Annotated in this window: 12 protein-coding genes; 9 read left to right on the top strand and 3 right to left on the bottom strand. The window is 33.9% G+C overall.

The features are described from left to right. Positions 1-240: 240 nt before the first annotated feature. Genes ribD through ribE (HMPREF3264_RS11445) form a run of 4 tightly spaced genes read left to right on the top strand, consistent with a single transcriptional unit; the run spans position 241 to position 3618 of the window. Positions 241-1284, top strand: a complete 1044-nt coding sequence (gene ribD / locus HMPREF3264_RS11460) for a bifunctional diaminohydroxyphosphoribosylaminopyrimidine deaminase/5-amino-6-(5-phosphoribosylamino)uracil reductase RibD (protein ID WP_070873391.1) — start codon at positions 241-243, stop codon at positions 1282-1284. Positions 1285-1290: 6 nt separating this feature from the next. Further along, positions 1291-1923, top strand: coding sequence for a riboflavin synthase (gene ribE / locus HMPREF3264_RS11455; RefSeq protein WP_070873390.1), 633 nt, complete (start codon positions 1291-1293; stop codon positions 1921-1923). Positions 1924-1934: 11 nt separating this feature from the next. Further along, positions 1935-3116: a bifunctional 3,4-dihydroxy-2-butanone-4-phosphate synthase/GTP cyclohydrolase II gene (locus tag HMPREF3264_RS11450; RefSeq protein WP_070873389.1), complete on the top strand. Its 1182-nt coding sequence runs from the start codon at positions 1935-1937 to the stop codon at positions 3114-3116. Positions 3117-3159: 43 nt separating this feature from the next. After that, positions 3160-3618: a 6,7-dimethyl-8-ribityllumazine synthase gene (gene ribE / locus HMPREF3264_RS11445; RefSeq protein WP_070873388.1), complete on the top strand. Its 459-nt coding sequence runs from the start codon at positions 3160-3162 to the stop codon at positions 3616-3618. A 72-nt stretch (positions 3619-3690) separates the two neighbouring features. Here the strand turns inward: ribE (HMPREF3264_RS11445) and HMPREF3264_RS11440 are convergent, their stop codons facing one another. Continuing rightward, on the bottom strand, positions 3691-4692 hold the full coding sequence (locus tag HMPREF3264_RS11440) for a proline dehydrogenase family protein (RefSeq protein WP_070873387.1): 1002 nt from the start codon (positions 4690-4692) through the stop codon (positions 3691-3693). A 247-nt stretch (positions 4693-4939) separates the two neighbouring features. Between HMPREF3264_RS11440 and HMPREF3264_RS11435 the strand changes: the two genes are divergently transcribed. Both HMPREF3264_RS11435 and HMPREF3264_RS11430 read left to right on the top strand, forming a co-directional pair. Then, complete coding sequence (locus HMPREF3264_RS11435) at positions 4940-5767, top strand: alpha/beta fold hydrolase (protein ID WP_070873386.1); 828 nt, start codon at positions 4940-4942, stop codon at positions 5765-5767. Positions 5768-6190: 423 nt separating this feature from the next. Next, a complete protein-coding gene (locus tag HMPREF3264_RS11430) occupies positions 6191-6592 on the top strand; it encodes a SarA family transcriptional regulator (RefSeq protein WP_037541517.1) in 402 nt (133 codons plus the stop codon). A 73-nt stretch (positions 6593-6665) separates the two neighbouring features. Here the strand turns inward: HMPREF3264_RS11430 and HMPREF3264_RS11425 are convergent, their stop codons facing one another. Continuing rightward, the gene (locus tag HMPREF3264_RS11425) at positions 6666-7229 is read right to left on the bottom strand and encodes a tRNA 5-(aminomethyl)-2-thiouridylate-methyltransferase MnmM (protein WP_070873385.1); all 564 of its coding nucleotides are present in this window, start codon (positions 7227-7229) and stop codon (positions 6666-6668) included. After that, positions 7226-8185 carry a tRNA modification radical SAM protein MnmL/YtqA gene (locus tag HMPREF3264_RS11420; protein WP_070873384.1) on the bottom strand — a complete coding sequence of 320 codons (960 nt, stop codon included), beginning with the start codon at positions 8183-8185 and terminating at the stop codon, positions 7226-7228. Before HMPREF3264_RS11420 ends, HMPREF3264_RS11425 begins: the two co-directional genes overlap by 4 nt. A gap of 106 nt (positions 8186-8291) precedes the next feature. Here HMPREF3264_RS11420 and HMPREF3264_RS11415 point away from each other — a divergent pair, with 106 nt between their 5' ends. The 3 genes from HMPREF3264_RS11415 to HMPREF3264_RS11405 all read left to right on the top strand — a co-directional run bounded on the left by HMPREF3264_RS11415 (position 8292) and on the right by HMPREF3264_RS11405 (position 12558). Further along, complete coding sequence (locus HMPREF3264_RS11415; RefSeq protein ID WP_070873383.1) at positions 8292-9512, top strand: MDR family MFS transporter; 1221 nt, start codon at positions 8292-8294, stop codon at positions 9510-9512. 293 nt (positions 9513-9805) lie between these two features. Then, a complete protein-coding gene (gene leuS, locus HMPREF3264_RS11410; protein WP_095323269.1) occupies positions 9806-12223 on the top strand; it encodes a leucine--tRNA ligase in 2418 nt (805 codons plus the stop codon). Between the two features lie 23 nt (positions 12224-12246). Beyond that, a complete protein-coding gene (locus HMPREF3264_RS11405; protein ID WP_070873382.1) occupies positions 12247-12558 on the top strand; it encodes a rhodanese-like domain-containing protein in 312 nt (103 codons plus the stop codon). Positions 12559-12611 lie beyond the last annotated feature (53 nt).

Here is a 12611-nt window from a genome sequence, read left to right as displayed (position 1 = left end):
AGCCTGCGACCTGCTAACACATAATGTTAGTGGCTGATCTAGTGAGAATCTAGAGCCGACAGTTAAAGTCTGGATGGGAGAAAGAATAACAACTATCGACAAACACTAAAAAAGTGTAACGATAAGCCAATTTGTATCAGTATGTCTTCTGACATGCAAATCGGCTTATTTAAAGATATACAAGTCTCCTTATGCCTTTTACATTAGTATAAGGTTTTTTTATTTTATTGAGGTGATAAATTGAGTCGATTTATGAATTATGCTATTCAACTTGCACAAATGGTTGATGGCCAAACAGGTATAAATCCACCAGTAGGATCTGTTGTAGTTAAGGATGGTAGAATCGTTGGTTTAGGAGCTCATCTGAAAAAGGGTGACAAGCATGCGGAAGTTCAAGCGTTGGATATGGCTGGAAAAGCTGCAAAAGACGCTACGATTTACGTTTCTTTAGAACCGTGTACGCATCATGGCTCAACACCACCATGTGTTGATAAAATTATCGAATTTGGTATTAAAAAAGTCATATACGCGGTAAAAGACACGACGTTAGTTTCTAAAGGCGATGAAATTCTAAAAGAAGCAGGTATTGAAGTTGAATTTCAATTCAATGAAGATGCTGCTGAACTTTATAAAGATTTCTTTCCAGCTAAAAGGAAGGGCATACCTGAATTAACTGTTAAAGTTTCATCAAGTCTCGATGGAAAACAAGCCACTGATTTAGATGAAAGTAAATGGATTACAAATAAAGAAGTTAAAGAAGATGTGTATCGACTGCGTCATGAACATGATGCGGTAGTAACTGGTCGAAAAACAATCGAAGCAGACGATCCCTTATATACGACAAGGGTGCCAGATGGTAAAAATCCGATAAGGGTGATTCTATCGAAAACAGGCGATATCAATTTTGAACATCAGTTATTTAAAGATACAACTTCACGAATTTGGATTTATACTGAAAATGAAAAATTAAAAAATAACGATAAACATATAGAAATTATATATATGCAAGAATGCGAAACGACAGCAATATTAAAAGATTTATATCGCAGAGGTATTGGCAAACTGCTAGTCGAGGCAGGACCAAATATTACTTCACAATTTCTCCAATCTGATCATTTAAATGAACTTATTCTCTATTTAGCCCCGAAATTAATAGGTGGTTCAGGTAAACATCAATTTTTCAAAACGGATGAAGTTATTGATTTACCAGAAGCTACGCAATTTGAAATTGTTTATTCCAAGTTAATTAATCAAAATATTAAATTGAAACTACGAAAGAAGTGAATAGGCATGTTTACAGGTATCGTTGAAGAAATTGGTACCGTTAAACAAGTTCACACCCAACAGTCAGTAAGAACATTAGAAATTAGTGCTAAACAAATTTTAGAAGATATGCATATTGGTGATTCTATTAGCGTCAACGGTGCATGTTTAACAGTCATTGATTTCAATGATTCAACTTTTTCTGTACAGGTGATTAAAGGTACGGAAAATAAAACCTACTTAGCTGACGTACAACGACATTCTGAAGTCAACCTTGAAAGAGCCATGAGTGGTAAGGGGAGATTCGGAGGACATTTTGTCTTAGGTCATGTGGATGAACTTGGAACAATTTCTAAAATTAATGAAACAGCTAACTCAAAAATCATTTCAATTAAAACTTCGAAAAATATATTGAATCAAATGGTAAAACAAGGTTCTATCACTGTCGATGGAGTCAGTTTAACAGTATTTGATCTTCATGAAACGACCTTTGATATTCATCTTATTCCTGAGACACGAAAGTCAACGATATTATCAGGAAAGAAAGTAGGCGATGCTGTTCATTTAGAAACAGACGTCCTTTTCAAATATGTAGAGAATATCATGAAAAATAAGAAGAGCGAACTTACTGAAGATAAATTACGTGCATTTGGTTTTTAGGAGGAATTCACATGCAATTTGACAATATTGAGTTGGCTATAGAAGCTTTAAAAAATGGTGAAAGCATTATTGTAGTTGACGATGAGGATAGAGAAAATGAAGGAGATTTAGTCGCTATTACTGAATGGATGGCTGATGATACGATTAACTTTATGGCAAAAGAAGGACGAGGTCTTATATGTGCACCAATTGATCGTTCAATTGCGCGTCGTCTAGAATTAAATGCGATGGAAAGCAATAATACTGACGTATATGGCACTCATTTTACTATAAGTGTAGATCATAAAACAACGACTACTGGCATTAGCGCGAATGAGCGCATGTTAACTGCAAGAGCATTGATAGATGACAATGCAAGTGCGACAGATTTTAATCGTCCTGGACATTTATTTCCATTGATTGCTAAAGACAATGGTGTATTAGAACGTAATGGTCATACTGAAGCGGCTGTCGATTTAGCCAAATTATCAGGTGCAAGACCTGCAGGCGTTATTTGTGAAATTATGAATGATGACGGCACAATGGCTAAAGGTAATGATTTACAAACGTTCAAGGAACGCCATAATTTGAAAATGATTACGATTGAAAGTTTGATTGCGTATCGTAAACAAACGGAGTCTCATGTTGAATTGAATGCTAAAGTTAACATGCCTACGGATTTAGGTACATTTGATATGTATGGCTTCACTACTGATTTAAGTGATGAAGAAATTGTAGTCATTGCTAAAGGAGATATCCGCAGAAATGAAAATGTTCGTATTCACTCTGCATGTTTAACGGGCGATATTTTCCATAGTCAAAGATGTGATTGTGGCGCTCAACTTGAAGCATCAATGAAATATATTGATGAGAACGGCGGTATGATTATTTATCTTCCACAAGAAGGTCGTGGTATTGGGTTGATGAACAAATTACGTGCTTATGAACTTATTGAAAAAGGATACGATACAGTTACTGCGAATCTTGCTTTAGGTTTTGATGAAGATTTAAGAGATTATAATATAGCAGCTCAAATATTGAAATACTTTAATATTGAAAAGATTAAATTACTCAGTAATAATCCTAAGAAATTTGAAGGATTAAAAGAGTATGGTATTAACATTGAAGATAGAATTGAATTAATTGTTCCTGAAACTGAACATAATCATAGCTATATGGAAACGAAGAAGACAAAAATGGGACACTTGATTTAAGTTACTATATAACAAACTGAACAAACGAGGAGGAAATTCAATCATGAATTTTGAAGGTAAATTAGTTGGTAAAAATTTAAAAATTGCTATTGTGGTAAGCAGATTTAATGATTTTATTACTGGACGTCTATTAGAAGGTGCCAAAGACACGTTAATTCGTCATGAAGTTGAAGCGGATCAAATTGATGTAGCGTATGTACCTGGAGCATTTGAAATACCATTAGTTGCTAAGAAATTAGCTCAAAAAGGGGAATATGATGCGGTCATTACACTTGGTTGTGTAATTAGAGGTGCTACGTCTCACTATGATTATGTATGTAATGAAGTCGCTAAAGGTGTATCTAAGGCGAATGATGTTTCTGATGTACCAGTCATCTTTGGTATATTAACAACTGAAAGTATTGAACAAGCTGTTGAGCGAGCAGGTACTAAAGCAGGGAACAAAGGTTCAGAAGCTGCTGTAAGTGCAATTGAAATGGCTAATTTAATTAAACAAATATAGACAAAGCAATACGGCACGAAGAAGTTATCATGGCGGGTGCGTCGACTTCTTCGTGCCGTTTGGTTTGTTACCTTAACGCTTGAGTAGTTGTGTTGCTATGGCGAGGGTGCTGGCGACGCCTGCAGCGATGCCTCCGTAAAGGCCTACCTTTTTTAAAACTTTAGGGTTAGTAAATTCTTTAAAAGCAAGTGATAAATTTTGAGGTCTTTCAGCTAATCTTCTCATAAAGTATGCAAACCAATCATCACCGTATGGTACATAAACTGTAAAATGGTAACCCTCGTTAGCGATAGATTGTGCTAATTCAGAACGGAAACCATATAACATTTGGAATTCCATTTGGTCTTTTTCGATATGATTTTTCTTCATAAATTGCTTAACATGATTAATAATTTGATCATCATGTGTAGCAATAGATGTATAATTACGTGCATTTAATAAACGTTTCTCGATTATTCGAATGTAATTTGCATCAATCTCTTCTTTAGTTTGGTATGCGATAGTTTCATTTTCTTTATACGCACCTTTTACTAAACGTAAACGAAGATCGGGATATTTTTCTATTAAATCTTCAGCTTCATAAAGATACGCTTGTACCACAGTTCCGACATTTCTAAATTCACCTTTAAGTCTGTCTAATACTTGCTGAATTTGTTGCAAACTGTCGTATTTTTCAGTATCTATATTAATATGCATTTTGCCACATTCGTCTGCTTTGAGAAGTATTTCTCGCATATTTTCATAGGCAAGATCTAAATCAAATTCACTACCTAATTGACTTATCTTAACAGACATATGCGCCTCAACATCATAAAATTGAATTGCTTCGATAATTTCTAAAATTTGTTGTTTGGCATGTAAACTTTCTTCTCTAGTCCCAACAAATTCACCTAAACAATCCACTGTCACAGCGATTTTATATTCATTTAAATATTGAATGGTTTCTATTAATTCAGGAATTGTATTTCCTACTACAACTTTATTTGCGCCCATTCTTGGTCCTACTTTTTTAGCGGTTTCATTTAAATAAGTACTGTTAGATAATGCGATAAAGAAATCTCTAAAAAGTGACATATGTAATACCTCCCTTTGCGATGAAACATTTATGTTTAAAAATAGTGTATCACGAAACTTATATATGAGAAAGCGTTTACATAATGCGATAAAACAATATTCGGGTATAATTATACTTTTATTTTTATGTGAGATTTGTATCGTTTAATTGATTTTTAATTGAAAATAAGGCTATAAATGGTAATCAATATGTTCGTTTTGCTATAATTGTACTATTAAAGAATAAATAAAAAGGGGCAGTCTTAGAATGTGGAAATGGGAAACAGAAAATGATGCTAAAGGCATTGTGGTCATTGCTCATAATATTTTAGAACATACCGGACGATATGCGTACGTTATTACCATGCTTAGAAGAAATGGTTATCACGTTATCATGGGAGACTTGCCTGGACAAGGACAAACATCTCGCGCAAATAAAGGACAAATTGAGGATTTTAATACATATCATGAGCATTTTGTAGAATGGATAAAAATTGCCAATGAATATAAACTTCCTACTTTTGTATTAGGTGTTGGTTTAGGTGGATTAATCATATTAAATCTTTTAGAAAAAGTAGACCTACCAATTGAGGGGATGATGTTAATGTCCCCAATGTTAGAACTTCGCAAATCTGGTAAGGATCGTAAAAATAAGATGATATCTAATCTAGGTAAAATGTCTAAAGATACACGTTTTAAAGTTGGAATTACGACGCAAGATTTAACACGTAATGAGGAAATTATTGAAGAAACTGACAATGATGGATTAATGCTAAAGAAAGTGACTTATCGTTGGTATAATTTAATCGTTGAGAAGATGAAAGAAACAATGGATCATATTAAAGATATTAAACCATTACCTTCATTAATCATGTACGGTACAGAAGATAAAATTGTAGATACCGATGTCATAATTGAATTAAAAGATAAATTAGCTACAAATGAACTATACTTTAAATCTTGGGAAGGGTTATATCATGAAATTCAAAATGAACCCGAAAGAGACCAAGTGATGAGATATGTATTAACTTTCTTAAACAATAGTGTAAATACAATGGGATTTGTTGTCGAAGAGGAAGAAATTGAAGATATTTAAATTTTGAGAGCTTACGAAGAGGTAAGCTCTTTTTTATTCATAACCACTTCATAAATAGAAATGATTGTTATAAAACAATATTACATTTAAAACTTTTATAGAAATATATCACAAAAACGTTGCATTTTAATTGTGAACTTGATATATTTTGTTTATATAAATAATATAATTTTAATATGTATTTGGACTAGGGGATGACGTAAAATTATATTATTAATGTTAAAAATTTTCATGCTTTTTATATCTAATTTTCCTAGTCTGCATTGCTTTAAATAGTCTAAATTGATTTTAAATTAACTCGTTCAATTTAATAATTGGGAATGATTCAATCGTTTTTAAATTAGCCGGTGGTAAGTGTAAATTTGGGGAGCCGGTTAACTTAGAAAAATATTTAACAGTTATTTTATTTGGGAGATGTTAATTTTGGCTAAAAGTGAAAAAGATAGAGTTCATGGAATTTTGCAATTAGAAGCGTTACTTAAAGACATTAACTCCATTTTTGATGCAATCAAAAAAGAGTATAATATGTCTAAGGAAGAAATTTTAATTTTGCTCACTCTTTGGGAAGAGGGTTCAATGACACTTAAAGAAATGGATGATTTTGTTCATATCAAACCTTATAAGCGTACTCGTACTTATAATAATTTGGTTAATCTTGAATGGATATATAAAGAAAGACCTCAAGATGATGAACGTACAGTAATCATTCATTTTAATGAAAAGCTCAGTAAGAAAAAGCAAGACTTACTTAACTTTATTGGTCAATCCATAGGTAGTAAATCTGAACCAATGCAAATGAGTTTAAAATCAATTTTAGCTGTTTAACCTGTCTTATAATTATTTATTAAAAAAGATCTTATTCCTTCTTACGAAAAGAGGGGATAAGATCTTTAACTTTTTAATTTCGTTTTTCGATTGCACATAAGAAAGGTGCATGGTTTTTCTGATTAATAAATTGATATTGTAATATGTGTGCTTGATTTTGATCAAATTGACTTAAATAATCAATTAAAGCATCTCTTTCAATTTTACCTTCTTCATGACCGTGATAAATAACGAGAATAATAATTCCCTCTACACTCAATACTTCAAAGATACTTTCAATCGCTTTAATAGTAGTCTTAGGTTGAGTCACAATGGCTTTATTACCTTTAGGTAAGTAACCTAAATTAAATATTGCCGCATCAATTTTACCTACATGTTCTTTTGAAATATGTTTTTTAATATTTTCGTGACCATCGAGAATTAATTTAACATTTTCGAAACCGTCAATTTTCAATCTTGTATTGTCTATTGCTTCTTGTTGAATATCAAATCCATAAACGAAACCACGCTCAACTTTACTTGCTAAATAATAAGTATCGTTGCCATTACCACAAGTGGCATCTATCACTATGCTTTCATCGTTAATATGGCTATCTATTAGTGACTTTGAAAAGGGGAGAATGCGTTCTAATTTCATGATTGAACCTTTTGTTTTTGTTCGTATTTTTTACCTTGGTATGAGCCTCTACGTTCTAATTCGTTATCAATTTCATTTAAAACTTCCCATTTATTTACACTCCACATTGGACCAACCATTAAATCAATAGGACCATCTCCAGTGATACGATGTACTATCATTTCGGGAGGAATCACTTCAAGTTGGTCACATACTAATTGCGTATAGTCATCTTGACTCATAAACTCTAGCATTCCTTTTTCATATTGTTTAACCATTGGTGTGCCTTTTAATAGGTGAAGTAAATGAATTTTAATACCTTGAACATCCATTTGTGCAACTTCTTTAGCAGTTTCCATCATCATGTCATAGTCCTCACCTGGTAAACCATTAATGATATGCGTACATACGTTAATATTATGCTTTCTTAATTTAGCTACACCTTCGTAATACGTTTGCATATCATGTGCACGATTAATTAAGTCAGAAGTAGTTTGATGAACAGTTTGTAAGCCTAACTCAACCCATAGATACGTTCGTTCATTTAATTCTGCTAAATATTCAACAACATCATCAGGTAAACAGTCAGGACGGGTTGCAATAGATAAACCGACGACACCTTCTTCTTTAAGTACTGGTTCATATTTTTCCTTAAGCACTTCTACAGGTGCGTGTGTGTTTGTGAAGGCTTGGAAGTAGGCAATGTATCGTCCTTCACTCCATTTTTCATGCATACGTGATTTAATTTGTTGGAATTGCACTTCTATTGGATCAGCTCTGTTACCTGCGAAGTCGCCACTTCCTGCAGCTGAGCAAAATGTACAACCACCATGAGCAACAGTGCCATCTCTATTAGGGCAGTCAAAACCACCATCAAGCGCCACCTTAAATATTTTTTGTCCAAATTTATTTTTTAAATGATAATTCCATGTGTGATATCGTTTATTTTCAAAAGCATACGGGAAATAATTACCCATAATACATTTTCCTTTCTATTTTAGTTCTAAGTACAGATTTTAACATATTTTAGTGTTATAGTGTCTATTATAGATTGAGAAAAACATAAAGAGAGGGACTCAAGATATGAATATACCTAAATCAGTTTGGTGGCTAGTTATAGGCATGGCCTTAAATATCACTGGCGCCAGTTTTTTGTGGCCTTTAAACACTATTTATATGAAGGAAGAGCTTCATAAGAGTCTCACAATAGCTGGTATCGTCTTAATGATTAATTCATTTGGTATGGTCGTCGGTAACTTATTAGGGGGCACCTTATTTGATAAACTAGGTGGCTATAAAACTATTTTAATAGGTACGTTTACATGTTTGTGCAGTACCACATTATTAAATCTATTTCACGGTTGGCCTTGGTATGCAGTTTGGCTTGTGTTACTAGGTTTTGGTGGCGGTATGATTGTCCCGGCAATTTATGCGATGGCCGGAGCAGTATGGCCAAATGGGGGACGTCAAACATTTAATGCCATTTATTTAGCGCAAAACATCGGTGTTGCTGCGGGTGCGGCACTAGGTGGATTTGTAGCGGAATTTAGCTTTAATTATATTTTCTTAGCTAATTTAGTGATGTATGTGTTATTCGAGCTTGTTGCGATTACGCAATTTAATTTAGAAATTCATGCGAAGGTAAAACATCAAGATGCGATTGATTTAAAAAGTAAGGAAAGTAAAAAACGTTTTACAGCAATGATGCTCATATGTGCCATGTTTGCAATTTGTTGGATAGCCTATATTCAATGGGAGACAACAATTGCATCATTTACGCAATCAATAAATATTTCGATGTCACAATACAGTGTACTATGGACAATTAACGGCATAATGATTCTTGTAGCACAGCCTTTAATTAGACCTATAATTGTTATATTAAGAGGAAACTTAAAACATCAAATGTTTGTTGGTATTTTTATTTTTATGAGTTCATTCTTAGTTACAAGTTTCGCACATCATTTTGCTATCTTTGTTGTCGGAATGGTTATTCTTACTTTTGGTGAAATGTTTGTGTGGCCTGCGGTACCAACAATCGCAAATAAACTTGCGCCTGAAGGAAAGCAGGGACAATATCAAGGTTTTGTAAACTCTGCTTCAACAGTAGGTAAAGCTTTTGGTCCGTTTATTGGTGGTGTACTTGTAGATACACTTAATATGAGTATGATGTTTATCGGTATGATTGTCTTATTATGCGTGGGTCTCATTTTCCTAAGTATCTTTGATAGAGGTTTGCCTAAAGATGACAATGAATCCCAAACACCTCGAAGACCTAGACGAAAATCGAATGCTACGAAATAATACGTATTGATTATAAATAATAGGCCTTAACTACTTGCAATAATGGCTTTTATAACATAATATTAAAAATGTATAGATAGAAGTATTTAGAGGCTTTTCTACAGAGAACTAGTAAAGGTGAGAACTAGTGTTAAGGACTAAATGACTTACAATAATTTAATGAATTGAATGAGACATCTCTAACTATTAGAATGAAGTGCGCTATCTTAGCGAATAAGGGTGGTAACGCGGCAGTATCGTCGTCCCTTTAAATCCAATAGTAGAGGTGTCTTTTTTATGAAATAGGAGGAAATGTGTTGAATTACAATCACAAGGAAATTGAAAAGAAATGGCAAGATTACTGGGCAGAGAACAAGACATTTAAAACAAGTGACAATTTAGGTCAAAAGAAATTTTACGCGTTAGACATGTTTCCTTATCCATCTGGAGCTGGATTGCACGTAGGTCATCCAGAAGGTTATACAGCAACGGATATTATTTCTCGTTATAAACGTATGCAAGGATACAATGTTTTACATCCGATGGGGTGGGATGCATTTGGATTACCTGCAGAACAATACGCATTAGATACTGGTAATGATCCTAGAGAATTTACTAAGAAAAATGTACAAACATTTAAACGCCAAATCCAAGAATTAGGATTTAGTTACGATTGGGATAGAGAAGTTAATACGACAGACCCTGAGTATTACAAGTGGACACAATGGATTTTTATTCAACTTTATAATAAAGGTTTAGCATATGTAGATGAAGTTGCAGTTAACTGGTGTCCGGCATTAGGTACAGTTCTATCAAACGAAGAAGTGGTAGATGGTGTATCAGAACGTGGTGGACATCCTGTATATCGTAAACCTATGAAACAATGGGTCCTTAAAATTACAGAATATGCAGATCGTTTATTAGAAGATTTAGACGAATTAGATTGGCCAGAGTCAATTAAGGATATGCAACGAAATTGGATTGGCCGTTCTGAAGGGGCGAAAGTTTCATTTAATGTAGATGGTACAGATGATGAAATTGACGTATTCACAACACGTCCAGATACAATCTTCGGCACTACTTTCCTTGTGTTAAGCCCTGAGCATTCACTTGTAAATAAAATTACATCTAGTGATAAACTAGAAGAAGTCAAAGCTTACCAAGAAGAAGCATCTAAAAAATCAGACTTAGAAAGAACAGATTTAGCAAAAGGTAAAACAGGCGTATTCACAGGTGCATATGCAATTAATCCACTTTCTGGTCAAAAATTACCAATATGGATTGCGGACTATGTATTATCAACATACGGTACAGGCGCTGTGATGGCTGTTCCAGGACATGATGAACGTGACCATGAATTTGCTAAGAAATTTGACTTACCAATTATTGAAGTGATTGAAGGTGGAGACGTTCAATTAGAAGCATACACTGGTGAGGGTAAACATGTTAATTCAGGTGAACTTGACGGTCTTGAAAATGAAGCAGCCATTAGTAAAGCAATTGAATTACTAGAAGCAAAAGGCGCGGGTGAGAAAAAAGTAAATTACAAACTTCGCGACTGGTTATTTAGTAGACAACGTTATTGGGGTGAACCAATTCCAATTATTCATTGGGAAGATGGTTCAATGACAACAGTACCAGAGGAAGACCTACCATTATTACTTCCTGAAACGGACGAAATTAAACCTTCAGGAACTGGTGAATCACCACTAGCAAATATTGATGACTTTGTTAATGTCGTTGATGAGAAAACTGGCATGAAAGGTCGTCGTGAAACTAATACAATGCCACAATGGGCAGGAAGTTGTTGGTACTATTTACGTTACATCGACCCAGATAATGAAAAGATGATTGCGGATCCTGAAAAGCTAAAACATTGGTTGCCAGTTGATTTATATATAGGTGGAGTTGAACACGCAGTACTTCATTTATTATATGCAAGATTCTGGCATAAAGTGTTATACGATTTAGGCGTGGTACCTACAAAAGAGCCATTCCAAAAACTATATAACCAAGGTATGATTCTTGGCGAAGGAAACGAAAAAATGAGTAAATCTAAAGGAAACGTAATTAACCCTGATGATATCGTTTCTTCACATGGTGCAGACACATTACGTTTATACGAAATGTTTATGGGACCTTTAGATGCTGCCATCGCTTGGAGCGAAAATGGTTTAGATGGTTCAAGAAGATTCCTTGATCGCGTATGGAGACTCATCGTAACTGAGGATGGCACATTAAATAATAAGATTGTTGACTCTAACGATAAATCATTAGACAAAGTTTATAATCAAACAGTTAAGAAAGTGACTGAAGATTTTAATGCATTAAGCTTTAATACTGCCATTAGTCAATTAATGGTATTTATCAATGATTGTTATAAAGCTAACGAGATTTATAAACCTTATATCGAAGGTTTCGTGAAAATGTTAGCACCTATCGCACCACATATTGGTGAAGAATTGTGGAGCAAGTTAGGACATAATGAAACAATTACGTATCAACCTTGGCCTACATTTGATGAAAGTTTACTTGTAGATGAAGAAGTGGAAATTGTCGTTCAAGTCAACGGTAAAGTACGCGCTAAATTAAACATTCCTAAAGATTTATCTAAAGAAGAAATGCAAGATTTAGCCTTAGTTAATGATAATGTTAAAGCGAGCATTGAAGGTAAAGAGATCAAAAAAGTGATTGCTGTGCCTCAAAAATTAGTTAATATCGTTGCTAAATAATATAGATAAAGGAGAGATTCAAAATGGAATCAATTACAGTAGATGAATTAAAGAAAAAAATATTAGATTCAAATCCGGTGAATATTGTAGATGTTCGCACAAATGAAGAAACAGCGCTTGGCGTGATTCCTGGAGCTAAACTGATTCCAATGGATGAAATTCCACATCATATCAATGATTTCAATAAAGATGAAACATACTACATTATTTGTGCAGCAGGTTCACGTAGTGCAAGAGTAGTACAATATTTAGAAGAACAAGATATTCATGCAGTAAATGTTGAAGGCGGCATGAATGAATGGGGAGACGAAGGTACTGTCGTCGATAGTATTTAAGTCTCTAACAATGATTTAATTATTTAGGGAGTGGGACAGAAATATAATTTAGC

The sequence above is a fragment of the Staphylococcus sp. HMSC62A08 genome, from assembly GCF_001839105.1.
In the GTDB taxonomy this organism is placed as follows: Bacteria; Bacillota; Bacilli; order Staphylococcales; family Staphylococcaceae; genus Staphylococcus; species Staphylococcus caprae.
Note: the sequence above shows the minus strand (reverse complement) of the source record. Positions and strands in the feature narration are given on the sequence as shown.